This is a genomic window from Vibrio kasasachensis, from assembly GCF_050337565.1.
In the GTDB taxonomy this organism is placed as follows: Bacteria; Pseudomonadota; Gammaproteobacteria; order Enterobacterales; family Vibrionaceae; genus Vibrio; species Vibrio kasasachensis.
The window spans coordinates 1-25,206 of the sequence record NZ_JAKJTB010000031.1; the positions used below are offsets into that span (position 1 = coordinate 1).

General features: G+C 43.8%; 21 protein-coding genes. 12 read left to right on the forward strand and 9 right to left on the reverse strand.

The window, feature by feature from the left end:
* The 4 genes from L4C38_RS20260 to L4C38_RS20275 all read right to left on the reverse strand — a co-directional run.
* A partial coding sequence (locus L4C38_RS20260) for an Hsp70 family protein (RefSeq protein ID WP_428799355.1) occupies positions 1-293 on the reverse strand: 293 nt, incomplete at its 3' end.
* A 246-nt stretch (positions 294-539) separates the two neighbouring features.
* On the reverse strand, positions 540-959 hold the full coding sequence (locus L4C38_RS20265) for an Hsp20 family protein (RefSeq protein WP_428799356.1): 420 nt from the start codon (positions 957-959) through the stop codon (positions 540-542).
* A 328-nt stretch (positions 960-1,287) separates the two neighbouring features.
* Complete coding sequence (locus tag L4C38_RS20270) at positions 1,288-2,019, reverse strand: DUF2182 domain-containing protein (RefSeq protein WP_428799357.1); 732 nt, start codon at positions 2,017-2,019, stop codon at positions 1,288-1,290.
* A 7-nt stretch (positions 2,020-2,026) separates the two neighbouring features.
* On the reverse strand, positions 2,027-2,653 hold the full coding sequence (locus L4C38_RS20275; protein ID WP_428799358.1) for a DUF1326 domain-containing protein: 627 nt from the start codon (positions 2,651-2,653) through the stop codon (positions 2,027-2,029).
* Positions 2,654-3,393: 740 nt separating this feature from the next.
* On the opposite strand from L4C38_RS20275, the gene L4C38_RS20280 reads away from it, so the two are divergent.
* The 4 genes from L4C38_RS20280 (at position 3,394) to L4C38_RS20295 (ending at position 10,000) form a co-directional block, all read left to right on the forward strand.
* Complete coding sequence (locus L4C38_RS20280) at positions 3,394-4,275, forward strand: LysR family transcriptional regulator (protein ID WP_428799359.1); 882 nt, start codon at positions 3,394-3,396, stop codon at positions 4,273-4,275.
* 97 nt (positions 4,276-4,372) lie between these two features.
* Positions 4,373-5,455: an efflux RND transporter periplasmic adaptor subunit gene (locus L4C38_RS20285; protein WP_428799360.1), complete on the forward strand. Its 1,083-nt coding sequence runs from the start codon at positions 4,373-4,375 to the stop codon at positions 5,453-5,455.
* A 9-nt stretch (positions 5,456-5,464) separates the two neighbouring features.
* Complete coding sequence (locus L4C38_RS20290; RefSeq protein WP_428799361.1) at positions 5,465-8,518, forward strand: efflux RND transporter permease subunit; 3,054 nt, start codon at positions 5,465-5,467, stop codon at positions 8,516-8,518.
* Positions 8,519-8,527: 9 nt separating this feature from the next.
* The gene (locus L4C38_RS20295; protein WP_428799362.1) at positions 8,528-10,000 is read left to right on the forward strand and encodes an efflux transporter outer membrane subunit; all 1,473 of its coding nucleotides are present in this window, start codon (positions 8,528-8,530) and stop codon (positions 9,998-10,000) included.
* Positions 10,001-10,182: 182 nt separating this feature from the next.
* Here L4C38_RS20295 and L4C38_RS20300 read toward each other — a convergent pair whose 3' ends face one another.
* Positions 10,183-11,076, reverse strand: coding sequence for a DnaJ C-terminal domain-containing protein (locus L4C38_RS20300; RefSeq protein ID WP_428799363.1), 894 nt, complete (start codon positions 11,074-11,076; stop codon positions 10,183-10,185).
* A 305-nt stretch (positions 11,077-11,381) separates the two neighbouring features.
* Between L4C38_RS20300 and L4C38_RS20305 the strand changes: the two genes are divergently transcribed.
* Positions 11,382-12,269, forward strand: coding sequence for a PA4780 family RIO1-like protein kinase (locus L4C38_RS20305; protein WP_428799364.1), 888 nt, complete (start codon positions 11,382-11,384; stop codon positions 12,267-12,269).
* Between the two features lie 237 nt (positions 12,270-12,506).
* Here L4C38_RS20305 and nagA read toward each other — a convergent pair whose 3' ends face one another.
* Genes nagA through L4C38_RS20320 form a run of 3 tightly spaced genes read right to left on the reverse strand, consistent with a single transcriptional unit; the run spans position 12,507 to position 15,207 of the window.
* Positions 12,507-13,637 carry an N-acetylglucosamine-6-phosphate deacetylase gene (gene nagA / locus L4C38_RS20310; protein ID WP_428799365.1) on the reverse strand — a complete coding sequence of 377 codons (1,131 nt, stop codon included), beginning with the start codon at positions 13,635-13,637 and terminating at the stop codon, positions 12,507-12,509.
* Complete coding sequence (locus tag L4C38_RS20315; RefSeq protein WP_428799366.1) at positions 13,634-14,509, reverse strand: N-acetylmannosamine kinase; 876 nt, start codon at positions 14,507-14,509, stop codon at positions 13,634-13,636. The genes nagA and L4C38_RS20315 overlap by 4 nt, the downstream gene beginning before the upstream one ends.
* A complete protein-coding gene (locus L4C38_RS20320) occupies positions 14,509-15,207 on the reverse strand; it encodes a putative N-acetylmannosamine-6-phosphate 2-epimerase (RefSeq protein WP_428799367.1) in 699 nt (232 codons plus the stop codon). The genes L4C38_RS20315 and L4C38_RS20320 overlap by 1 nt, the downstream gene beginning before the upstream one ends.
* Before the next feature lie 247 nt (positions 15,208-15,454).
* On the opposite strand from L4C38_RS20320, the gene L4C38_RS20325 reads away from it, so the two are divergent.
* The 7 genes from L4C38_RS20325 to L4C38_RS20355 all read left to right on the forward strand — a co-directional run bounded on the left by L4C38_RS20325 (position 15,455) and on the right by L4C38_RS20355 (position 22,584).
* Positions 15,455-16,420: a sialic acid TRAP transporter substrate-binding protein SiaP gene (locus L4C38_RS20325; protein ID WP_428799368.1), complete on the forward strand. Its 966-nt coding sequence runs from the start codon at positions 15,455-15,457 to the stop codon at positions 16,418-16,420.
* 64 nt (positions 16,421-16,484) lie between these two features.
* Complete coding sequence (locus tag L4C38_RS20330) at positions 16,485-17,006, forward strand: TRAP transporter small permease (protein ID WP_428799402.1); 522 nt, start codon at positions 16,485-16,487, stop codon at positions 17,004-17,006.
* Between the two features lie 6 nt (positions 17,007-17,012).
* Positions 17,013-18,296, forward strand: coding sequence for a TRAP transporter large permease (locus L4C38_RS20335; RefSeq protein WP_428799369.1), 1,284 nt, complete (start codon positions 17,013-17,015; stop codon positions 18,294-18,296).
* Between the two features lie 59 nt (positions 18,297-18,355).
* The gene (locus L4C38_RS20340) at positions 18,356-19,252 is read left to right on the forward strand and encodes a dihydrodipicolinate synthase family protein (RefSeq protein WP_428799370.1); all 897 of its coding nucleotides are present in this window, start codon (positions 18,356-18,358) and stop codon (positions 19,250-19,252) included.
* Between the two features lie 140 nt (positions 19,253-19,392).
* Positions 19,393-20,226: a MurR/RpiR family transcriptional regulator gene (locus L4C38_RS20345; RefSeq protein WP_428799371.1), complete on the forward strand. Its 834-nt coding sequence runs from the start codon at positions 19,393-19,395 to the stop codon at positions 20,224-20,226.
* A 153-nt stretch (positions 20,227-20,379) separates the two neighbouring features.
* The gene (locus L4C38_RS20350; protein WP_428799372.1) at positions 20,380-21,525 is read left to right on the forward strand and encodes an N-acetylneuraminate epimerase; all 1,146 of its coding nucleotides are present in this window, start codon (positions 20,380-20,382) and stop codon (positions 21,523-21,525) included.
* Between the two features lie 3 nt (positions 21,526-21,528).
* Positions 21,529-22,584: a YjhT family mutarotase gene (locus L4C38_RS20355; protein WP_428799373.1), complete on the forward strand. Its 1,056-nt coding sequence runs from the start codon at positions 21,529-21,531 to the stop codon at positions 22,582-22,584.
* Positions 22,585-22,673: 89 nt separating this feature from the next.
* Here L4C38_RS20355 and L4C38_RS20360 read toward each other — a convergent pair whose 3' ends face one another.
* Positions 22,674-24,671, reverse strand: a complete 1,998-nt coding sequence (locus tag L4C38_RS20360; protein WP_428799374.1) for a methyl-accepting chemotaxis protein — start codon at positions 24,669-24,671, stop codon at positions 22,674-22,676.
* Between the last annotated feature and the right edge of the window lie 535 nt (positions 24,672-25,206).

Sequence of the window (25,206 nt, forward strand, 5' to 3'; positions counted from 1 at the left end):
CCGTTGTCAGCCTTAACAATTTTGTAAGGCATGATTTCGATATCACGCTGAACTTCTTCGTCTTCGAAACGACGACCGATAAGACGCTTAATTGCATATAGCGTGTTAGTTGGGTTTGTCACTGCTTGGCGTTTAGCCGGTTGGCCTACTAGCGTTTCGCTGTCTGTGTAGGCTACAACAGATGCGGTTGTACGCTCGCCTTCCGCGTTTTCAATTACGCGTGGCTTGTTGCCGTCTAAAACAGCAACACAAGAGTTAGTAGTACCTAAGTCAATACCAATGATCTTACCCATAATAATTACCTCTACACTTCGCATTAGTTATATTAATGCAAGGTCTTTAAATTCGATGTTAGTTTATTGAGAGCATACAATGCAATGTCGCGTTTAATATGCTCTGACTCAATCAATGCACAGGTTCAAATCGTGCCGTTAAACGGGTCGCAGGATTCGCTGCGAGCCCATATTCGCTATACTGTAAGCGGACTCTTTTGGCTTGGTATAAACGATCACTTAAGCAATATTTAACGGCAACTGAACTTACTTGCTGATGGAAATCTTACGCGCTTGCATTGCTTCTGGTACTTCTCGTACAAGGTCAATATGCAGCAATCCGTTCTCTATACTCGCTGTGGTTACGGTAACGTAATCAGCCAGTTGGAATTTTCGTTCAAAATTGCGCTCAGCAATACCTTGATAAACGTAAGTTGGCTTGGTTTCAGCGGCTTTTATTTCGCCAGAAACAATCAGCATATTTTCATTTTGAGTGAGTGATAGTGCATCTTCCGAGAAACCGGCAACAGCCATCGTAATACGGTAGTTGTGCTCATCTTTCTGTTCGATGTTATATGGTGGGTAACCATTTTGAGAAGGCTTTTTAGCACTGCTTTCCACAAGGTTAAACAGGCGATCAAAACCAATAGCGTGGCGGTATAGGGGAGACATATCTACATTACGCATAATACTATCCTTTATAAATAAGCAATAGTTCTCAACGCACTTGGCGAAGAGAGCGAACTCATATTCCTAAGCCTTAGTTGGCTTATCTAGACATACGGTTCAACAGTTAAAATCGGAAGTGTCGATCTGAGTGTTCAGAATGATCCTTCCGTGACGATGACGCGTTATTCCCTGTATAAGGCGAATTGAGCCATCAACGAACTCCATATGGCAGTTCGTGTAATCAATATATTCTTCCGGAGTTTGTCTGTCAATACAGTATTAGTAAAAATAATGACAAAGTTAAAGTGAAGATTGAGAGAGGAGCCTCAGCTAGACATACCGAGTTCTATATGTGTATCAATACTGCATAGAAAATAAGCCCAACACCGATTAGGCGCGAAATACTTTCTCCTTTAGGCAATATTTTTTCCGCCAGCACCACGAGAGTAAGCAACATAATCCATTGCAAGCTCATGACGCCAGCCACAAATAAAAGTGCCATAAGGAACCAACAACATCCTAAGCAGTATTGACCATGTTTGAATCCAAGTTTCATCGCATTAGCGTAACCTTCTCCCCATTCTTTCATCAGAAACCCCAGAGGTGAGCGACAAACACTTAGGCAACGTTGTTTAATTGGAAGCCATTGATAAATACCAGCCACCATAAGCAAAGCACTGCTAAACCATAGCTTGCTACTAACCATCATGGGGGTTAGCAATGATAAATGGTGTAACCAATATTGGGTAAAGGTAATAATTACGCTATAAATTGTCCAAGCGATAAGGTAGCCGACGATAAAGTAGGCACTATGAACGTAGGGGGTTCCTCGCGAACCCCGTTGCTGATTAATGTTATTCACTAATAAAATAATAGGAATGGCTGATGGCAGCATCATGCCAAACATCATGATCGTCCACATGACGAAGAGCATTAGCAAGTCATAGCCATCCCAATGTGCGATAGGAGCCATATTCATGGTCATTAAAAACGACATGTAATACCAACTCATCGCGATAATACCGATCACGAAAGCAATGATGATTCGACGAGAAAAACTACTCGATGTGATTTGCATGATCAACTTAGTTACTCCATTTCACCTCCGCTTTCGCTGCAAAATTCCCCACATGTTCAAAAGACATCACTGGATGGTTTAACGACATTGCTTCGGTGGTACCGATGATTCCGTCATCCCATAAGAATCCACCATCAGGGAAGCTGATGCTGACCTTTTTATCTTCACCAGTCATTGGGTCTGTTAAAGGAATATGTTGAACATTCAAGGTATCACCAATAGAGAAACTTGCGCGGTGATCATCGGTATTCATCGTAATATCAGTAATGATAGGTCCTTCAAGTTGAGAGAAGGTCCCCGAAAGTGCTTCAAATGGCATGCCACCAACTTGACCAGTAAAAATGGTGGCGATGGCGTTAATTTTGTTTTCTCCAGCTGCGGGATCAATAAACAAAATCGCACGTCCATTTCCTTCATGAATTGCTTTTGGCCATGAAGCGGCAAGCACGATTTTCATTCCAGATAAATCTAGGTCTCCAAGATGGCCAGCTTTAACATAGAAGCCGATTAACGCATCACAGCCTCCTGTATCACTGTCTGGGAAACCTGCAAATTGGCAGCCGCAGCCATGGCTACAGTTACAGCTTTCTATCTGGTGCATATCTAGCACCCATTTATTTTGATTAGACATCATTTTTACTCATTCAACCGGATCAATAGTGAGCTTAGTTGATAGATTTGATAATAGCGTTTTTTGTAAGGAGTAATTTTAAATAGAGGATTCAGTTTGCAGTAAATGGAATATACCCAAGTGACTTCAAGACGCAGGATTCAGAGCCTTGTCACTGGCTCCAGTTTAAGGAAAACAACGACGTGGAATAGCCATCTATTTCCGAGTTGTTTGACGAGAAAATGGTTCCAGTGAAAGGCTCCCGAAGGGCGAGTTTGTTAGGTTCGCAGACTACGTTATCGATTCTTAATTTAGAGCGACTAGATTTGCAAATCGATGCCTTGCCTGCAAACCTAACAACTCTCGCTGAACTAAGCATCTTGAGGTTACTTGGGTATATACCCGTGATATTTGAAATTGCAGCTGTGTTGGCTGTGTTCGTGCGACCCAATCACATAGTTCACCTATGCTCAGGGGACTTTCTTACTTGCCGCCTACCTGCACTTTCAAGTTTATTGGGTATGGCTGTTGATTAAATAGTCAATTGTGAGCTGTATATGCACGGAGAATACAGGGATACTCAGCGTTGCTAATTAGCTAAGAGAGTTGTACAGCGATGATAGAGATAACGGCATCATATAAAGATCGTGATTTTAAAAGTCTAAGGTTCGATGATTAACCGCTAACTTTCCTATCATAGTGGTAGTACCAAAAAAATAATTGCCTAGAATAACGTTGTAGTTTGTGTGTAATAAGGCGATGTTGTGAAAATCGAAGATTTGAAATTGTTTGTCAAAGTGGTTGAGTTGGGTAGTTTTACCGCCGCAGCCAATGCGTTAGATCTACCTAGAGCCAATGTCAGCCGTAGGATCAATGAATTAGAAAATAGGCTTAACACACCGCTGCTTCACCGTACTACACGTAGTCTATCCCTTACCAATCACGGTGAAGTCTATTTTAAAGAAATCGTTAAGGCACTGGCTTTGTTTGATAATGCTAATCAAGCTATCAATCAGTCAGACTACAATATTAAAGGCAAAATCAAGTTGGGAATCTTGTCAGAGACTCACGATATTCTCCAGCCGATATTGTTTGAGTTTTTAGATCGACACCCTGATGTGGAATTGGACATCCGTGTTATCCAAAATGGGTTTATTGATATGTATCAGCAAGGCTTGGACATCGCATTCCATGGTGGTGAGCTGATTGATTCGGATTTGATTGCTCGAAAAATATTGCCGCTTGATCGTTGTTTAGTTGCTTCTCCGGAATACATTGAGCAGTTTGGTTTACCGCAGAACATAGATAAGTTACAACTGCATACCGCACTGTGTTTTCGCTGGCCAAATGGTGAAGTTGATGACAACTGGCAGTTTATTGATGGCGGAATTAAGGTCAATTCAAAGCTAGTGTCTAACAGTGCCGCTTTCTTGAAAGATTCAACTCTGTCAGGTAGAGGCATCGCTTTTTTACCCAAAATATTGGTTGCGAAAGAGTTACGGAGCTCAACACTTATCCATATTCTACCGCACGTTAAAGCCACAGCGGAGCATGGTTACCTGCTTCATCCACAACTGCGTACACTCAATTCCGCGAGTCGTGAATTGATCGATTATTTCATACAAGAAATGTCCAAACTCAATTAATTGTCTCATTTTTCGTGACATTAAGTCATGCAGTTGAAGGCTTATTTTGAACGCTGTTCAATTGTAGGATAGCTCTACAAATAGGGAGTTATCTATTATGAATAAAATATACACAGTTGCGCTTGCTAGCGCAGTGGTTATCGGAGTAAGCGGTTGCAACCAAACGCAAGTTGATGAGCCACAAAAAGTGGCTCAAACTATACTGCAAGTTGTCCAGTTAGGGGACTCAACACCTGATACAGCAAAGCACTTTAGTGGCATTGTTCGCTCACAAGAACAAGCAGCACTCGCGTTTAGAGTTCCAGGTACTATTGAACAAATCTATGTTTCTAAGGGTGATACGGTGACGCAAGGGCAGGTTATTGCCCGACTAGATCCTCATGACTATCAACTGGCATTAGAAGAAATGGAAGCCAAGATGCTTGAAGCGCGCTCGGCGCACAAGTTAGCAAAAGTGGAGCTAAAACGAATCAAGCAAGCCACACATGATGATGCGATTGCTTCGGTGAACCTTGATAGAGCAGTAAGCGGGTATGAGCGCAGCTTATCAGCAGTTAAAGTCGTTGAAAAAAATATTCAGCGAGCAAAAGACACTTTGTCATACACCCAGCTTAAAGCACCGTTTGATGGGGTCATAGGACGTATCGACTTTGAACAACATGAACAAATACTACCAGGTATTGCCTTAGGTTCACTGCAAGATAATATGCAACTGGAAGTGGAAATTGATGTACCAGAAACCTTGATTGAAGCATTTGAAATTGGTCAAATTGGCGCGGCATCTTGGTACGGTTCTGAGCAATTCTTAAACGCTTACGTGACTGAAATTGCGCCATTACCGCACCTGATAAAGCAAACTTACACCGTGACTTATCGAATTGAAAAGGGCAATGCGCATTTGTTTCCCGGTAAATCGATATCAATTTCTACTCACATAGGCAACAACACAACAGATTACTGTATCCCGTATTCCGCTTTGGTTGGTCATAAAGAGCAGATGCACATTAATTTGATACGAGAGAATAAAGTTGTGTACACACAAGTTGAGCTTAATTCGTTAGATGCCTATCAAGCCTGTGTAAAAGGTGATCTCAATGCCGATGATTATGTTGTGGTCAGCGGTAGTCATTATTTGTCTGACGGTCAAAGCGCAGACAAATTTGTTATTCGTCGTCAGTAAAGGTGAATCATGATTAAGTTGGCTGAATTCGCGATTCGTCAAAGAACGTTTTTACTCTTTTTTACGGCATTGAGCGTCATTGCAGGTATCTATTCTTATTTTGATTTGGGCAAACTAGAGGACCCGAGTTTCACGGTTAAAACGGCGGTCGTTGTCACTTTGTATCCAGGCGCTTCCGCTGAGGAAGTTGAGCAACAGGTAACGGACACGATCGAAACGAAGTTACAAGAAATGGCGGAATTAAATCGCCTGCGCTCTTTGTCGCGACCGGGTGTCTCAATGGTGTTTGTCGACTTAAAAGAGAGCTTAAATTCTGCAATGTTGCCACAGCAGTGGGATTTACTGCGTCGTAAAGTCAATGATGTGAAATTTCAGTTACCGAGTACTGCGCAAATCAGCATAGTGCAGGATGAGTTTTCTGAAGTGTACGGCATGCTTTTCGCGATCCATAGTGAAGACGCAAAACCAGAAGAGTTACGTCGTTACGCGGAAGAGCTGCAACGTCGTATAAAAACGGTAGAAGGCATTAAAAAAGTTGAGCTGCATGGTGTGCAGCCAAGGGCAGTATATATTGATATGCCTGACGAAAGATTAGCCCAGTATGGCATCTCTTTTGCGCAAGTATGGAACCAGCTTAGTACGCAAAATATGACGTATGAAGCGGGTAAATTTGATGCGGGACATGAGCGAATCCGAGTTCATCAAGGTAGCCAGTTCCAATCACTTGAAGATATTCGTAATTTGGTTATCAAAGGGGGAATCAGCGAGCTTGGTACCGGTTTGGTACGGTTAGGCGATGTGGCTGATGTCAGCATGGGGTATCAAACACCGGCTTTAACTGAGAATCGATACAATGGACAGCCGTCTGTTACGCTCGCCGTCAGCCCAGTTGATGGGATTAATGTTGTCTCTTTGGGTGATGACATTCGTGGCACAATCGATGAGTATCAAGCAAGTTTACCATTGGGTGTCACGATTTCTGCTGTCGCGTATCAGCCTGATGAAGTACAAAAATCGATCGATAACTTTGTGGGTAATTTACTAGAGAGTGTCGGTATTGTATTTATAGTGTTGCTTGTTTTTATGGGGTTCAAATGCGCCACAATTGTCGGCGGTAGTTTGCTGTTGACGATTTTACTTACCCTGATTTACATGAATCTCAATCAGATCGATTTGCATCGAGTTTCGCTGGGCACATTCATTCTTGCTCTAGGTATGCTGGTGGATAACGCTATTGTTATCACCGATATGATGACCGCTAAGCTCAATAAAGGAGTAGAGCGTACCCAAGCTGCCTTCGAATCCGTCAAAGAAACCGCGACACCATTATTTGGTGCAACTGTTATTGCCATTATGGGTGCAAGCCCTGTACTTTTTTCGAAAACAGATGCTGCCGAGTTTGCTTCTTCAGTATTTGCAATTATTGCATCGTCGCTGTTGCTTTCATGGTTGGTGGCAATGACCTTTACTTTGTTGATGTGTTGGTTATTCATCAAACCGAGTAAATCTGTCGATGGGAACAAAGTCTCAAACTACAAGCGTTGTGTGAGTTGGACTGTCGACAACCCAGTGAAAGCGTTGTCAGGTTTAGTACCTTTAATTGTCGCCACCGTTATTCTATTACCTTTTGTATCGGTGAACTTTATACCTCAATCAGATCGCCCAATCGTGTTTTTTGATTATTGGTTACCAAACGGAGCGAAGATCGAACAAACTTCAACTGACATGAAAAAAGTGGAGCAATGGTTATTAGAACAACCAGAAGTGACCAGTATTTCAAGCAGTGTTGGTGCAAGTGTACCGCGTTTTTCTGTAACGGTTGAGCCAGAACCATTAGATTCGGCCTATGGTCAGGTTTTGGTTAATACCACAGATTATCACGCTATTTCAGCGTTAGTATCGCGAGGTGATAAATGGGTGGCAGAGCAATTCCCAGATTCACAGTCACGCTTCCGTGCTCTGAAACTCGCGACGGCTGACAAATACGCTGTAGAAGCGAGATTTTCTGGACCCGACGAGACCGTTCTTCATCAACTTGCTGAGCAAGCAAAAGCGATAATGGCAAGTCATCCAGATGCAAAATACGTTCGTGATGATTGGCGTCAGCAGAGCAAAGTGTTAGAGCCAATCGTTAATCAAGAACGAGCAAGACGTGCCGGTATTAACCGTGCAGATATTGCCTTTGCGATGAAGCGCGCATCTGATGGTATGCCTCTTGGGCAAATGACGCTCAATGATGAAATGATTTCAATTCAATTACGCAGTACCGAGCAAACAATGGCGTCTTTGGAAACTATTCCAGTTAAATCTTTACTTGGTTTGCATTCAGTGCCATTGGATCAAGTTGTTGATGGCTATGAACTGAGCATGGAAGAAAGCATGATATGGAGACGAGATCGCGTTAAAACCATTACCGCTCAAGCTGGAGTTTCTCGTACCACAACGCCAGCTAATGTACGCAATGCCATTAAAGCGGATATAGAAGCAATTGCCCTTCCGCCGGGTTATAGCTTGGAATGGGGTGGGGAATATTATGACGAGTATAAAGCGGTGTCAGACATTCTGAAGCAACTGCCTAAAGCGTTGTTGATTATGGTGATTATATTGGTTGCGATGTTTAATGGTTTTAAACAGCCCGTCATTATTCTGTCGACTATTCCCTTGGCTGCAACGGGGGCAACATTTGCACTGCTTATGTTTGATAAACCCTTTGGTTTTATGGCGCTAATTGGCGCAATTACCTTGATGGGTATGATCATTAAGAACGGCATCGTATTAATGGATCAAATAGAGTTGGAGCGCCGCAACGGTCGCAACCTATCGGATGCAATTAAAGAAGCGACGATTAATCGTACCATGGCGATTTCGATGGGCGCACTAACAACGGCATTGGGTATGATCCCTCTTCTGAGTGATTTGCTGTTTGACCAAATGGCCGCGACGATCATTGGTGGATTAGCTGCTGCGACTGTGTTGTCTTTGTTTATTATGCCTGCGCTTTATCGTTTGGCGTATAAAGAACCTCAACCTGTTCAAGTTGAACTTAACCAAGCAAATTCATAGGAGTGGCTCATGAAATTTCAACAGCTTAATTTAGCGTTAAAGATTACTCCTATTGCCTTGTCGTTGATTCTGACAGGATGTTCTATGGGACCTGACTACCAAGAACCAAGAGTGAGTATTGCACAGAGTTACCTTTATACTAGCAATCAAGCGCCAACAGAACAGATGTCATGGTGGCATCAGTTCAACGACCCGACGCTAAACGGCTTGATTGCTGATCTCCAGCAGCAAAGCATACCGCTAAAAATGGCAGCGGAGCGGATTAATATGGCCAAAAGTTATCACTCAGTGGTTGAATCATTCAAAGTGCCAACCGTCAATGTTGGTGCGGGCTATTACAATTACCAATTGAGCAAAAATGATTCACTAATGGGACCTGCGTTGAATCCAGTTGGTGAGAGTGTCGCTGGATTACCCTCGCAAATAGGTAATATGACAATGATGAACAACCAACATGATGGTTCGTTCATTGGCGCGTCGGTTATGTGGGAGTTGGACATGTTTGGGCGCATTGATCGCCAAGCTAACGCAGCGCAGATTCGTGTTGAACAAGCTGAGATCTATCAAAGCGGACTAACCACGCTGCTCACGGCAGATTTGGTTCATAACTACATCCAATTCCGTGGAGCAGAGGCTCGTACTGATCTCCTTAATGCGAACATCGAAGATCAAAAAAAGACCCTTGATTTGGTCGAAAAAGTTGTGCGCAGTGGTTATGGCTCGGACATAGATCTTGCTCAGGCGCAAACCATGTTAGCGGCAACACAATCGCTTCAGCCTCAACTGGAAATAGCACAGCAAGTTCACAAGCAGCGGTTGGCAACATTACTTGGTGAGTCGCTCACTCAGGTTGATATCCGTTTGGCATCCCGACAGGGTGTGCCAAATTTAGAAGGTACAATTCCTACGGGATTACCATCGGATTTGCTCAAGCGCCGCCCGGACATTCGTATCGCAGAAAGAGAAGTCGCGGCAATCAATGAAGAATTGGCTGTCTCAATCGCCAATCGCTATCCAAAGTTTTACTTAACGGGTGCACCAGGGCTTTCAGCGAGTAGTTTTGATGATCTGTTCAGTGGTGATTCATTTGGTTGGGCAGGTTCTGCTGGTATTAGTTGGAATGTGTTTGACGGTGGGCGAGGTGAGGCGTTAGTTGAGATCAATGATGCAAGATTGAACAATGCGCTGTTGGGCTATCAGCATGCGGTGGATTCAGCCTTTATTGAGGTCGACTCTATGCTATTTTCCTATGGTCGAAGCCAAGAGAATGAGCTGAGAATTGAACAAGCGATAGCGTCTTCTCAACGTGCGTTAAGCAAAGCAAAATCACTCTACCGCGCAGGTTTGATTGATCACCTAACGGTATTGGATGCACAAAGGCAGCACAGAGCAATGCAAGATCGACAATTGGCGGCAAGGTTACAAACCGCACAAGTGACCGTTGGCGTGTATAAATCACTTGGTGGGGATTGGCAGATTTAAGAGTTTCTGTGCAATCTTAAGCTACCTATAAAGTGTCGGATTGCATTGTTTGTAAGGTATTAGTAACAACGGGATAGCGAGTTTTGCAGATATGAACGGTCCATTATTTGGACCGTTTTTCTGTTATGGTAAAGACAGTCTTGATTTGCAACTACATTGAGTTAATCGTTACTGAGCAGGTTTTAGAGTGTGGCTCTAAATTGCTGTAACAGATCTTGCTGTTGTTCAGTCAGATTTATTGGCGTATCTACCTGAATAGTTAATAATAAATCGCCAGTGATCCCTTTGCGGTTGGTGACACCTTTGCCGGTTATTTTGAACTTACGTCCATTTTGTGTACCCGCAGGGATCTTCAGTTTAAAGCGGCTTTCTAAGACATGAACTTCTGTTTCTCCACCGAGTGTGGCAGTGATCATATCAATATGAGTTGTGCAGATTAGGTTATCCCCTTCACGTTTAAGGAACGCGTGTGAGCGAATCGTGACAACTAGTAACAGATCTCCTGCTGGACCACCGTTAACACTCGGGCTCCCTTTTCCAGAAAAACGGATTTTTTCACCGTCTTTGATCCCCGCAGGGATCTTGACGTTAATTTTTTTCTGCTCGCCATTGATTGGCAGTTCGACGACTTTTTCAGAACCTTGAATAGCATCAACAAAATCAACCGTTAAAGTGAATTCTCTATCCTGTCCTTTTTGTGGGCGAGCATTTCTGCCGCGAGCTTGGGAAAACATATCTTCAAAGCCACCAAATCCACCGCCAAAGCCTTGCCCTTGTTGTCTGAAGCCACCACCAAAGATATCGTCAAAGCCACCATTACGATAGTGAGATCCATACCCAGCGCGGCTACCATCAAAAGCTGCATGCCCGAATTGGTCATACTCGCGACGTTTGTCCGCATCAGTGAGTATTTCGTAAGCTTCTTTTATTTCTTTGAACTTGTCCTCTGCCGTTACATCGCCTGGGTTTTTATCGGGATGGTATTTCATGGCCAATTTTTTGTAGGCTTTTTTAATCTCTGTTGCTGAATCTGTTTTAGATATACCTAGCACATTGTAGTAATCTCTTTTGGACATGTTCGTGCCTTACTCTATTCCTAGCTAAAATGGAAAAGGACGCATGAGTCGTGCTCTTACGTCCTGAATACCAATATTGATGTGGTTATGATATCGGTCCGTGGGCCTATAGAGAACAAATAGTTGCGCTAGGGCGTATATTAACTTTTTGATCTCAGCATCAATGACATTGTCGACTTTAGTTTGGACGTCAGCGCCAGCGCCTTGTTTGGGACGTAGCTTACCTTACCGATCTCAAGATAAATAGTTATTCAATTTGATTACTTTGTATTACATCCATCCGCGAACTAGGGTATAACGACGCCATGAAAATACCGAAGAGAATACAGCCCTTAGTTGACGATGGTTTAGTCGATGAAGTGACAAGCCAGTTAATGAGTGGGAAAGAGGCTTCAGTGTACATAGTACGCTGTGGCGATACGATCCGTTGTGCGAAGGTTTATAAAGAAGCAACCCAGCGTAGTTTTAAGAAAGCCGTCGCCTATCGAGAAGGGCGTAAGGTACGTAACAGTCGCCGCGCACGTGCAATGGAGAAAGGCTCTGGTTTTGGCCGTGAGCAGCAAGAAAAAATGTGGCAAAGCGCAGAGGTGGATGCTTTATACAAACTTGCCGCTGCTGGAGTAAGAGTACCTGTTCCGTTTGGTTGTTTTGATGGCGTACTTTTAATGGAATTGGTTACTGATGAAGAAGGTTATGTCGCCCCAAGATTAAACGACGTGGTTATGTCATCAGAGCAAGCAATTGAAGACCATCAAACGATGATGGGCTATGTGGCAAAAATGCTTTGTGCGGGAATAATCCATGGTGATTTATCAGAGTTTAATGTTCTGGTAGATGAAAATGGCCCCGTGATTATCGATCTTCCACAGGCGGTAGATGCGTCTGCAAATAACAATGCTGAGTGGATGTTAGCTCGTGATATCAATAACATCCGAGACTACTACAGCCAGTTTGCCCCTGAGCTACAAGTGACAGAGTACGCAAAAGAAATGTGGGCTTTGTATGAAAAGGGTGATCTTCTGCCCGATAGTGAGCTAACAGGTCAATTTACTGAAATCGATATCGAGGCTGATCTTGCGACCATCATGCAAGAAATTGACGCCGCTCGTTATGAAGAACAGTACAGACGAGAACGTGTCAAGGAAGCCAAAGAAGGGGTAGACGAGAGTAAATATAATTGGAGTGAAAATTAGCCAAGCTTGCTATCTATACCGCAGACAAGAAGCGTAGACATGAAAGCATGCATAGGCATTGTTCAGCAGCGCAATTATGGATAGAAAGTGGTTAAAATTGTACTTTGATTTTTAAACCTATTTACACCTGAAATTGACACCATTCGTCATTTTTACCGAAAGTAGAGAGTATTGGGAAGATGATGAATCAAGCCGATAAGGAGATGGCTTGATTCATAAAAGACATAGCAAATAGAGCTAAAATAATTGTCCATCGACCAAAACGGCTTTGGATTGGTATTGTGGCGAAAGAATCGTAGCTGCGGCACGATAGCCCGGTTTTAGTAAGCCTAAATCATCAATGCCTATTGCGTTTGCTGGGTAGGTTGAAGCCATTTTTAGCGCTTCTTGTTCTTCTATGCCCCAACTGATTACGTTGGCAACCGAATCAGCCATTCCGATATGAGCACCAGCTAACCGACCTTCAGCATTGACCAACTTATTGTCGATCACCTCAATCATCTGCCCATCAAGTTCAAAACGGTTATTTTTACTGCCAAGCGACGCCATCGCATCGGTAATGATGATCAGCTTACCTTGTGGCTTTGCCTTATGGGCAAGTAAAAAGCTATTTGGGTGGACATGAATCCCGTCGGTGATCACAGAGCACCAAGCGTGGTCGGTATTTAATGCGGTACCAACCACGCCTGGTTCACGACCTTCAAATGGTGACATGGCGTTAAACAGATGGGTGAAACCATCGGTTAGGCTTAGTTTTCGTTCTGTTAAAGCCTCTGCGGTGGCATTGCTGTGACCACAAGAGACAATTACATCCGATTCTTTAAGCCAAGTAAGCGCCTCTTCTGAGACTTTTTCAATTGCCGCGGTGACAAGGACTTTGGCGTTGACTATCCATGGAAAAGCATTGAGTTCATCAATCGTGGGTGAATAGAATAATTCCGCGTTGTGGGCGCCTTTCTTCTCTTTATTCAACCACGGTCCTTCTAAATGCACGCCAAGCACGCCGGGAATCTTTTCGTTCACTGCTTGTTCTGCTGCGATTAATGCTTTAGCGACATTTTCAGGTGTCGAGCTGATCAAGGTGGGCATCAGATAAGCCGTGCCGTGAGTGCGATGTGCTTGGCAAATGGTATCAATCGCTTGTGGGGTAATGTTATTATTGAACATCACGCCGCCGCCGCCATTGACTTGGATGTCAATGAACCCCGGGGCGATCACCGCGTCAGCATAGTGCCGATGTTCTATATCAGCTGGCAGATCCGCGATGGGTTTGATTGCCTGAATGACGCCGTCTTGCCAAATTAAAGCCGCATCGTTGTGATAACGGTCGCCATCAAAAATTCTTGAAGCTGAGATAGCTTTCATCATCGAGATCCTTCCTTGTTAAATTGAAAAGCCGCGCCCAATAAACAGGCATCGTAATCGCCTTTCGCCGCCACAATCGGTACTTGGAATGCGTTCGGACGTTGTAGAATGCATTGCTGTACGCGTGGCAAATAACCGTGCGCCAATCCCACTCCGCCGCCTAATACAATCACATCCAAATCTAGTGTCGCTTTTAAATTGCAGCACAAGGTGGCAATTGCTTTGGCACTGGCAGCGATGATCTCCTCGGCTTGCGGGTTCGTCTTAGCAAGCTCGAATAGTTCCACATTGCTAATGGCTGGGCTAAATAGCTCATCGCTACGACGCTTAATAGCAGTGCCAGAGGCAATGGCTTCAACACAGCCAACTTGACCACAGCCACATTGAGGACCATTTGGGTCGATGGAAAAATGCCCAACGTGTCCGGCAAGACCTACCATGCCACTGTGCAATTTTCCATCAATGATGATACCACCGCCAACTCCGGTTGAGACGGTAATAAACGCCATATTGCGAGTGGAGGAGCCTATCTGTGTGTATTCATACCAAGCTGCGGCTTGGGCATCGTTTAGCATAGCAACCGGTAAACCAGTTGTTTTTTCAAGCGCTTGAGCAAGTGGGAAAGGCGCTGGGAAGGCAAGGGTATCAGGGTTTATTGCCGAGATACCTTGCTTTGATACCAAGCCAGTAGTGGAAACGCCAATACGTTTACTAATGCCGACCCAATCGAGACTGTGCTCAATAATAGCTTGAGCAAATGCCTTTGCGTCTTGCACCAATGGCGTTGGAAATTGACGACGCTCGACAATAGCATCGTTCTCTACCAAACCGATTGCGATTTTTGTACCACCGATATCAATCGCCAATGTAGACATTAGTGCGCTCCTGCTTTTCGTGTTTCTGAGTTAAACCATTCGATCATTACTTCAAGGCGGGTAAGTGCCGAGCCCACAGTGACCGCTGTTGCGCCATGAGCGATGGCTTGTGCTGCGAGCTCGGGTGTATTGTAACGTCCTTCAGCCATAGTAAAGAAACCCGCTTTGGAAAACTGTTCGACCAATAGCAAGTCGGGCTCGGTTGGCTCAATATCCCCGACATACCCAGACAGCGTTGAACCGATAATGTCCACGCCTTGCTCATTAGCCCAAAGACCATCTTCAAAATTAGAGCAGTCGGCCATGGCAAAACAGCCGCTTGCCTTGATCGCGTTTGCAATTACATCGCGATTTACTGGGCGATCGCGATTGGTTGCATCAAAGGCAATGATAGTAGCGCCTGCTTTTGCCAGTGAATCAACATCACAAACAAACGGCGTGATCCGCACTAGGCTGTCTGCTAAATCACGTTTCACGATGGCAATAATTGGTAAATTGACAGCCTGAGATACCGCTTCTACGTTGTGTACACCCTCAATACGCAGTGCTTTTGCTCCGGCCTGTTCTGCAGCTTTGGCCATCGCAACGATAATGTCAGTTTTTTCTAACGGACTACCCGCAACAGGTTGTATCGACACTACAGTTTGACCTTGGAGTGAGTCTTTCAACTGATTGATATTTAAATTATTTATTCTCACGTTTAGCCTCTCAAAAAGACACTTCACTGCGGAGTGCAGGCAAATCAATGCCTTACACAATTCGTCGAGTCAGCCGGTAGAAAACATATCTCTGGCGAATTTTTGTCCGCGATCACATTTCAAAAAAAGTTGGTTTGAAAATAATCTTCATCACTATAATAATTCATAACGAAAATAATTTTCAAACAAAATAAAATTTTTTTTGAAAATCGTGAAACCAGGTAGATAAAAATAAAAAGGGAACACTATGAAAGCCATGAACAAGATTACTTTCGCTATGCTTGCTTTAGGATGTGCAGTGTCAGTTCAAGCAGCGACCACATTGAAAATGGGCATGCAGCCTGCTGTTGGTTCTGTGGAATATAACTCTGCAAAACTATTAGCAGATACTATTGAAGAGCTAAGTAACGGTGACATGAAAGTTGCTATCTACCCAAGTGCACAGCTAGGTGATGACCGTGCGATGCTACAGCAACTATCAATGGGTGATTTAGATATCACTTACGCAGAATTTGGTCGTATGGGTTTATGGATCCCACGCGCTGAAGCAGTAATGTTGCCTTACGTAGCACGTGACTTTGAACATCTACAAACTATTTTCAACTCTGAGTTTGGTCAGGGTGTGCGTGAAGAAATGCTGACTAAGTTTAGCTGGCGTGCACTTGACACTTGGTATAATGGTACGCGTGAAACCTCTTCTAACCGTCCTCTTAACAGCATTGAAGACTTTAAAGGTCTTAAGCTGCGCGTACCTAACGCCAAAGCAAACCTAAACTTTGCCAAACTATCTGGCGCCTCTCCTACACCAATGGCGTTCTCTGAAGTGTATCTAGCACTGCAAACGAACGCGGTTGATGGTCAAGAAAACCCGTTGCCAGCAATCAAGACAATGAAGTTCTATGAAGTTCAAGCGAACTTGGCGATGACGAACCACATTGTTAATGACCAAATGGTGATCATCTCAGAAATGACTTGGCAAGGTCTAACTAAAGAGCAGCGTGACATTGTCGACAAAGCGGTAGCGAAAGCAGGTGAAGCTCATAACGCATTTGTTGAGAAGCAAGAAGCAGAGTTGATTTCGTTCTTCGAAGCAGAAGGTGTAACCGTGACTTACCCAGACTTAACGCCATTCCGTGAAGCGATGCAACCGCTATACGCTGAGTTTGAAGAGAAAATGGGTCAACCGATTGTGAAGAAGCTGGCGGCTATGTAAGCCATGCTTTAACAAATAGGTTTTTGGTTAATATTTATTGCTAGGCTGGCCAGTTTGGTCAGCCTTGGAGTTCAAGATGTTACGAAAGATTATCGACAATATTGAAGAGATCATTACCGTACCGCTAATGGTTGCTTTGTTAGTGGTGCTAACTTGGCAAATAATTAGTCGTTGGCTGCTAAACGACCCATCACTTTGGAGTGAAGAACTGGCTAGGGTGCTATTTATGTACATGTGCATGATTGGCTGTGCGATGGCTCTTAAGCGCGGTGATCACGTAAACATCACTTTCTTCTCAGATAAATTGCCAGAAAAGGCTCGCTTAGCTTTGGTACTGTCACTTGAAATAGCCGTTCTTCTTTCCATTTTTGCCATTATTTATCTTGGTTATCAACACGTGCAGCGCACGGCGTTTTTTGAACTGATCACACTAGGTATCTCAAGCAAATGGCAAACTTACGCACTGCCGCTTGGTGGCGTACTTATGGTGTTCAGACAAGTTCAGAAGTTGATTGGCATCATTAAACAGTTTTCGCATTGTCATAAAAATATTGTGGCATCTGACTCACAGATCGCTCAGAGGTAGTTAATCATGGCAATTTCAATTTTTGGCTGGCTAGGGCTGCTATTCGCAGGTATGCCAGTAGGATTCTCTCTTATTTTTGTGGCGCTAATCTTCTTATTGGTGACCGGCAGTACTGGTATTAACTTCGCTGCTCAGCAAATGATTTCCGGCGTGGATAATTTTACTCTCCTTTCCGTACCTTTTTTCGTCTTAACCGGTCATTTAATGAATAGCGCGGGTATTACTGAGCGTATTTTCAACTTTGCTAAATCGATGATGGGTCATATCACCGGAAGTTTAGGTCATGTGAATATCATGGCGAGTTTGCTGTTTTCTGGGATGTCAGGTTCAGCACTAGCAGATGCTGGTGGCTTAGGACAGTTGGAAATCAAATCAATGCGTGATGCGAAATACGATGACGATTTCGCGGGTGGTTTAACCGCGGCGTCGTGCATCATCGGTCCATTGGTTCCACCTTCAATCCCGTTAGTCATTTATGGTGTAGTATCAAATACCTCTATTGGTGCGCTGTTTTTAGCTGGTGCGATCCCTGGCTTGATGTGTTGCGCGGCATTAATGACCATGAGTTACTACATCTGTAAGAAGCGTGGCTATATGGTATTGCCACGAGCAAGTGGTCGCGAGCGCTTAAAGGCGTTTAAAGAGGCATTTTTGTCGCTACTGACACCAATTATCATCATTGGTGGTATTTTCTCCGGTAAATTTACCCCAACAGAAGCGGCTGCTGTATCGTCATTGTACGCATTATTCCTAGGTGCGGTGGTTTATAAGCAGCTTACGCTAACCAGTTTTATCGACATCTTAAAAGAGACTGTGAACAACACCGCTGTTGTGGCATTGATGGTGATGGGCGTAACAGTGTTTGGTTGGATTGTTGCACGTGAGCAGCTTCCGCAAATGCTAGCTGACTTCTTCTTAACTATCAGTGACAACCCACTGGTATTGTTGCTATTGATCAACTTACTACTGTTGTTCTTGGGCACTTTTATTGAATCTCTAGCGCTGTTGCTATTGTTGGTTCCGTTCCTAGTTCCAGTGGCTGTTTCTGTTGGTATTGACCCAGTGCACTTTGGCGTAATGGCTATTTTGAACCTGATGATCGGTATTTTAACACCGCCGATGGGCATGGCGTTGTATGTGGTTTCACGTGTTGGTGACATTCCATTCCACGTGTTAACTCGTGGCGTGATCCCACTGCTTGTGCCGTTGTTCATCGTATTGGCACTGGTTGCGATTTTCCCTCAATTTACTTTGCTGCTACCTGAGATTTTCCTTGGGTATGGTCAATAACACTTAGTTAAAACAAGAATTGAGCCGAAGGTTCCGGCTCTAAAGAGTAGGATGTGAAAATGAACAAATTAACAGGTTTGATTGCTGCGCCACATACGCCATTTGATGCTAATAACAAAGTTAACTTTGCGGCGATTGATCAAATTGCAGAGTTGCTGATTGCTCAAGGGGTAAAAGGGGCTTATGTATGCGGCACAACGGGTGAGGGTATTCACTGTTCAGTTGCAGAGCGTAAAGCGATTGCTGAGCGTTGGGCGAATGTTTCCAGCGGTAAACTGGATATTATTTTGCATACTGGTGCATTAAGTATTGCTGATGCCGTTGAGCTAACAGAACATGCTGAAACGTTAGATATTCTGGCAACGTCGGCAATCGGCCCATGTTTCTTTAAGCCTGGTAGCGTAGATGATTTAGTTGAATATTGCGCGCAAATTGCAGCAGCAGCACCGTCGAAAGGGTTCTACTACTACCACTCTGGCATGTCAGGCGTGAACTTGGATCTAGAGCAATTCTTGATCAAAGGTGAGCAGCGTATTCCGAATTTATCCGGTGCTAAGTTCAACAATATGGACATTTACGAATACCAACGCGCTCTGCGCGCTTGTGGTGGTAAATTTGATGTGCCATTTGGTGTCGATGAGTTCTTACCGGCAGGTCTTGCGGTGGGCGCAGTGGGTGCAGTGGGCAGTACTTATAACTACGCAGCGCCTCTGTACCTGAAAATTATCGAAGCATTCAACAACGGTGATCAACAACAAGTGATAGCGTTGATGGACAAAGTGATTGCCATTATTCGTATTTTGGTTGAATACGGCGGTGTTGCCGCCGGTAAGGTAGCTATGCAGTTACATGGTATTGAGGCGGGTGATCCGCGTACGCCAATTCGCTCTCTCACTGCTGCCCAAAAAGCTGATGTATTAGCGAAAATGCGTGATGCCGACTTCCTAAATCTGTAACTGACTCGCAGCATGTAAGAAAAATAGGCTTATGTGCTGCCTTTTAGATCAAATCCATACAATTAGTGCGTTGTTAATGTGTCAAAGTGCTATTCACTTTGTTACTTTTAGCGGACGAAACAAGCGGAAAAGAGGCAACTGTGTATTCGCCTAAAAATTTGTTAGTTCGATTGCGATCGAATATAGAGCCGTTGAGCAAAAAATTGCGTGTAGTAGCGGACTATATATCGGAAAACGCCAATGAAGTTCAGTACCAAACTATTACGAACTTGGCGCGCAATACTGGAACCAGTGAAGCGACGGTCGTTCGTCTATGTCGTGACATGGGCTATAAAGGCTATTCTGATTTTCGAATGGCTTTAGCTGTTGATTTGTCTCAATCGCAAGCTCACAAACCTCATGATGTGGTCGGTGATATTTGTGATGTTTCAGCACAAAATGCTTCAGCGAGTCTGTTGGATACAGCGAAATTAATCGATCGCAAAGCACTAAATCGTATTTGTGATTTGCTGCATAACGCGAGTTTTATCAGCTGTGTCGGAGTAGGGGCTTCCAGTATTGTAGGGCGTTATCTTGCTTTTCGGTTATTGCGAATTGGTAAGAAGGTCACCATGTACGAGGATACCCATTTAGCGGCGATGAACGCTGTACGCAGCAAATCGGGGGATTTGTGGTTTGCATTGTCTAGTTCGGGCTCTACTCGTGAAGTACTCCATGCGGCAACGCAAGCGCACGCCCGAAATGTGCCGGTTGTGGCGTTGACCAATATTAGCCATAGCCCTCTAAGTGCTATTTGCTCTGAGATGTTGGTGGCGGCACGTCCAGAAGGACCACTGACGGGCGGGGCGTTTGCATCAAAAGTGGGGGCGCTATTGTTGGTGGATGTGCTAGTGAATTCGTTATTAGAAAGCTATCCGGAATATTCCGAATCGGTATTAGAAACAGCTGAAGTTGTCGTACCGCTAATGAAGTAACCTTAAATGAAGCCTGCGAATGCGGGCTTTATTATAAGTTTTTCTCGAAAAAATTAATCTTGAAAATAATGTGATATGGAAAATATTTTTTTAATGCTGGTGTTGATGTCGAATTAGGCTTAATCACTTGCTCTTAATAAGGAAATAGAGAACATGAAATCATTTATTCCTGTACTACTGATGGCACCTTCGCTTGCTGCCTTCTCTGTATCAGCTACACAATCCTGGCCTGATTTACCTCAAGGTGTGAAAAATGGTGTTGGTGCGCAAATTGAATCTAAGATCTATGTCGGTCTTGGCTCATTGGGTACACAACTCTACATGTTAGACCTGGAGCAACGGGATAAAGGTTGGCAAAAACAAGCGGACTTTATTGGTCCAGCTCGTAATGGCGCGACCGCAGCTGTAATTAATAACGACATCTATGTTTTTGGTGGCTCAGGGAAAGCCGATCAAAAGGCGAAGTCACCCGTTATATTTGATAGCGTTTATCGCTTTGATGTCGATACCAATAGCTGGTCTCAGGTTGAAACGAAAGCACCAGTGGGTTTATTGGGCGCGACTTCATACTCACCAGACAATCAACAAGTGATCTTCTTTGGTGGTTATAACAAAGCGCTATTTGATAAATACTTAGCCGATATCCTTTCAACTGATCAAAAAGTGATGCCAGAGAAATGGCAAAAAATCGTTGATGATTACATGGGCATGAAGCCTGTCGATTACCAATGGAATAGGCAAGTACTTAGTTTCAACCCTTCAACGAATCAATGGCGAGAGCTAGGAGCATCGCCTTACTTACCCAATTGCGGCTCGGCAATGGTGGTCGATAAACAAAATGCGCTGTTCATCAGTGGTGAAATTAAACCAGGTTTACGTACCGCAGAAGTGAAATCTTACCACTTTGGTAAACCACAGCCATGGTTAAGTGAGCATCCACTACCTACGCCCACTTCTCAACCGTTGCAAGAAGGAGTTGCTGGTGCTTTTGCCGGTGTGAGCAACGGTGCTGTTATTGTCGCTGGTGGCGCCAACTTCCATGGTGCAAAGCTAGCCTTTGATAAAGGGAATATGTTTGCTCATCAAGGTTTACCTAAAGTATTCAACGCTGAAACATATGTGTTCAGAGATGGCGCATGGAAACAAGGGGATGACCTTAAAGAAGGAGTTGCTTATGGGCTTTCGTTTAGCGTGAAAGACGGAGTGTTGACTGTCGGCGGTGAGAAATCCGATAAAAGCTCGAGCACCAAAGTGGCTATGTTAACTTGGAATGGTAAGCAGATCGAACAACAGGATTAATTGATGAAAATGCAATTTTCACCGTTGCCGTCTTTGCCTGTAGGGTTGAAGAATGGTGTGGGGTTTGCTGATGGCGATGTGATTTACGCTGGATTGGGCAGTCTTGGCGAGCAGTGGTTGATGCTTGATGTCGCGTCAGGTCTCAATTGGCAAGCCAAAGCGCCATTTCCTGGAACTTGCCGAAATGATGCGGTGTGCATCCCAGTGAACAGGGGATGTTATGTATTTTCAGGTGCGGGCGTTGCTCATGATCGCCAGTATCCGACAGTTTTGCTGGATGGTTATTTTTATGATTGCCAACATGATCGCTGGCAATTAGTTACAGACCAAATCCCAGTAGGATTATTGGGTGCCGCTGGGTGTGCTATTGGCGATGATTTGTTTCTAATTGGCGGCTACAACAAGGATCAATTTGATGGTTTGATGCGACAGCTTAATGACCCGTTAACGGACGAATATCCGGAGAAGAGACAAGCATGTTTAGCCGAGTTTATGTCTAAGCCCGTTGAAGACTATCACTGGAATGATAAAATTTATCGATTTGATCTTTGCCAACAGCAATGGAGTGTGGCGGCTGACAATCCATTTCAATCCAACTGCGGTGCAGGTGTGTTCCGTAGTGGAGATAGCCTAACCCTAGTGGAAGGAGAGGTGAAGCCGGGGTTACGGAGTCTTCATAGTAAACAATACCTATTTAGTGGTGGCAGACTGGTTGAGGCAACTTACCTGCCTTCCATTATTGAATCTGATGCTGTTCATGAAGGCTTAGCTGGTGCTTATTGTGGTGAAATAAATGGGTTGTGGATTGTTGCCGGTGGTGCATTCTTTATTGGCAGCCAAAATAATTACAGAACGGAGATGTACTATAGCCACCAAGGTTTAAGTAAAACCTTCAGCAACACAGTATGGTGTTTTGATGGCTGTGAATGGCAACTTGCCGGCATTTTGCCGCAAGGGCGAGCTTACGGTGTAGGCGTCACGACTTCGCAGGGTATGGTGATCATTGGCGGTGAATCACAGCAAGGAGATGCGCTAACGCAGTGTTACTTATTAAGTTGAGTTTATATACTCAATAATTGAAAGCTAACCCTTATAGAGCCCGATAATCACCATTGATATCGGGCTTTCTTTGATTATTGCTGTGTAAACTATGCCAGTTTGAAGCGGTCAAGTTGTTGTTTAAGCTCATCAGCTTCTGTTTGGTAACCATTGACAATATTGTTTAGTTCATCCGCTTGATTACTGGTTTGGTGAGCAATTTCATTGAGAATGTCGACATCCTTATCAATTGCTTCACACGCTTTAGATTGTTCAATGGTGGAATGGGCGATCGAGCTAATGTGGTTATTGACATGCTCGATGCTATCTTCCAGTGTGGCTACACTTTGATTGACGTGTTTGACTGATTCAAATGTATCTTCACTGGCTTGCTTACTCTTTGTCATACTTTCTACCGAGAAGTGCGTTTTTTGGGTGATTTTAGCCAGTAGTCTGCCAATATTTTCCGTTGCCTCTTGGCTGCGTTGTGCCAAGTCTCTGACTTCTGATGAAACAACCGCGAAACCTCGACCGTGTTCACCCGCTCGTGCAGCTTCGATCGCGGCATTTAGAGCGAGTAGGTTTGTTTGCTCTGAGACGCCACTAATGGTTTCCACTATCTGCCCAATGCTCTGCGTATCTGTTGCCAACTCTGACATGCATTGCTCAGTGGCATTGATTTGATCGAGAAGGCTTTGTACTGAGTGAAACGAACGCTCACTTTGACGCTGGCATTCTTGAACCTGGTTGTTCATGGATGATGTGTCTTCCATTGCACGCTCGGCAGATTCGGCAATGCCGACGCTAGATTGAGCAAGCTCGGTCATGGCAGTAGCAATGTTGTCACATTTAGCAATAGTCGAGTGGCTACTCTTTTCCAACTCTTCGGATGAATTAACGATACGGTTTAAACGCTTGGTGCTTTGGTCGTTGGTTTTGGTTACTTCACCAAGCAGGTGGTTCAAATTGCCAATCAACTTATTGAAGCTTGAAGCAATTGATGACAGTTCATCTTTGCCATCGCTATTGAGCTCGAAAGTTAGATCTTTTTCCTTCGATATGGTGTTCAGATCGGTTTCTATTCGACCTACCCGCTGGCGTAAGCTGGTGACTATCGATACTAGTAATAGAGTAATCAGTAGCGTGGTGATCGCCGTAGCGGCAACGAGTATATTGCGATTGAGTATTGCTTGAGCAGAAACATCTGTTGCGTATTGCATCATCTCAGTTTGAATCGAATTTCTTAGATTGTTTAAAAGCCCGATTCGTTTTGTAGCCATAGGGAACCATTCAGCTGCGCTTGGTCCTTGGATATTTGCTAATGAGTCTTGTTGAGCTAAGAATTGTTGCTGTACTGAATCAACATTTTTCCATGCAGCTTGCTTCTGTATTTGATCTAACAGTGAGCGCAACGCATTAGGCATGATTATTTCGGCACTTCGTTGAGCGTAATCGCCTGATTGAATATAGCCAAGGATATTGGCGTAAGTAACAGGTGTTGCGCTACCTTTGGCAAAAACGCCGTTAAGGGCACCGCGAACTTGACCAGCACGTTCTTTCATTTCGACGATTGAAATCAGTGACTTACCAAGTGCACTCAATTCATGGCTGCGTGTTTCGCTGATCAAGAGATCGATGTTATCAATGATGAGTTGGTTTAGATTCGAGTAATAGCCAAACGGAGCGATTTGAGGTTTGAGCGTATCAACTCCTTGACGGACCTTGGGAAGATTAGTTAGGTCATTATGGATCTCATTGATTAATAAATTAACCAGAGTTGGCGACAATGTTGCGGTATCAAATTGGTTTAGAGTGGAAATTGCGGAATCAACTTTTGCTCTTTGTTGTTCTAGTTTTTTGACGATCTCAATTTTTCCTTTACTACCAAGTACTCCGGCGGTAAGTCCACGCTCAACAGCAAGGTTGTGAGCGAGGTTATCGTAATGGATGACGAGGTTAACTAATTGCTCGTCCTTCAGTGCTGTTTTAGATCTTGTGTTTAATTCAAAGATATCTTGAACGGCAAGTAATACCGCAATTGTTAATGGTATTGTGACAATGAAGCTCACGATAAAATAGAGTGGAAACCGACGTAGTATAGATTGCATTATTATTATCTCCCAAACCCGAAGCAAGCAAATATTTGTTTGAGTCTAGTCGCATAATCTTTGTCGGACAGTGAGATTTTTCAATAATTTAACATCAAATAACAAACATTGTTAATATTGTGAAAATGATCAACTAAGTAGTTGAAAAGTCTTGCCGTTAGCTCTGTTTTAGAGGTGTGTCTCGGTTTTTGATTCCTACCCAATAAATGCTCGTCTCAGTGATAACTTATTGAATAAATGCGTTTATATTTATGTATTTTGTGTATCAGGTGGATGGTGGTTGTAAGTTTTCATGTCGATTTTATATAACAAAACATTGTTAATAATTAGATCGAATTAGACTGGATAAGTAATGAACTAATCTCTGCTGGGTGCTTTTACTAACTATAAGAACTCTCTATGTATTTCAAGCCGCATTTATTACGCCAAGAAAAGTTCCCAGGAGATAGAAAAATAAACTGAAAATTTTTTTGAAAGGATTGCAAAAGCGTATTGGTCTATATCGTTACCCGTATTATTCGAGCTACTGCGAGCT

What these genes read in the sequence shown, in the direction of transcription:
- L4C38_RS20265 (WP_428799356.1), bottom strand. Translation starts at nt 959, where the DNA reads ATGCGTAATGTAGATATGTCTCCCCTATACCGCCACGCTATTGGTTTT.
- L4C38_RS20270 (WP_428799357.1), bottom strand. Translation starts at nt 2,019, where the DNA reads ATGCAAATCACATCGAGTAGTTTTTCTCGTCGAATCATCATTGCTTTC.
- L4C38_RS20275 (WP_428799358.1), bottom strand. Translation starts at nt 2,653, where the DNA reads ATGATGTCTAATCAAAATAAATGGGTGCTAGATATGCACCAGATAGAA.
- L4C38_RS20285 (WP_428799360.1), top strand. Translation starts at nt 4,373, where the DNA reads ATGAATAAAATATACACAGTTGCGCTTGCTAGCGCAGTGGTTATCGGA.
- L4C38_RS20290 (WP_428799361.1), top strand. Translation starts at nt 5,465, where the DNA reads ATGATTAAGTTGGCTGAATTCGCGATTCGTCAAAGAACGTTTTTACTC.
- L4C38_RS20295 (WP_428799362.1), top strand. Translation starts at nt 8,528, where the DNA reads ATGAAATTTCAACAGCTTAATTTAGCGTTAAAGATTACTCCTATTGCC.
- L4C38_RS20300 (WP_428799363.1), bottom strand. Translation starts at nt 11,076, where the DNA reads ATGTCCAAAAGAGATTACTACAATGTGCTAGGTATATCTAAAACAGAT.
- L4C38_RS20305 (WP_428799364.1), top strand. Translation starts at nt 11,382, where the DNA reads ATGAAAATACCGAAGAGAATACAGCCCTTAGTTGACGATGGTTTAGTC.
- nagA (WP_428799365.1), bottom strand. Translation starts at nt 13,637, where the DNA reads ATGATGAAAGCTATCTCAGCTTCAAGAATTTTTGATGGCGACCGTTAT.
- L4C38_RS20315 (WP_428799366.1), bottom strand. Translation starts at nt 14,509, where the DNA reads ATGTCTACATTGGCGATTGATATCGGTGGTACAAAAATCGCAATCGGT.
- L4C38_RS20325 (WP_428799368.1), top strand. Translation starts at nt 15,455, where the DNA reads ATGAAAGCCATGAACAAGATTACTTTCGCTATGCTTGCTTTAGGATGT.
- L4C38_RS20335 (WP_428799369.1), top strand. Translation starts at nt 17,013, where the DNA reads ATGGCAATTTCAATTTTTGGCTGGCTAGGGCTGCTATTCGCAGGTATG.
- L4C38_RS20340 (WP_428799370.1), top strand. Translation starts at nt 18,356, where the DNA reads ATGAACAAATTAACAGGTTTGATTGCTGCGCCACATACGCCATTTGAT.
- L4C38_RS20350 (WP_428799372.1), top strand. Translation starts at nt 20,380, where the DNA reads ATGAAATCATTTATTCCTGTACTACTGATGGCACCTTCGCTTGCTGCC.
- L4C38_RS20355 (WP_428799373.1), top strand. Translation starts at nt 21,529, where the DNA reads ATGAAAATGCAATTTTCACCGTTGCCGTCTTTGCCTGTAGGGTTGAAG.
- L4C38_RS20360 (WP_428799374.1), bottom strand. Translation starts at nt 24,671, where the DNA reads ATGCAATCTATACTACGTCGGTTTCCACTCTATTTTATCGTGAGCTTC.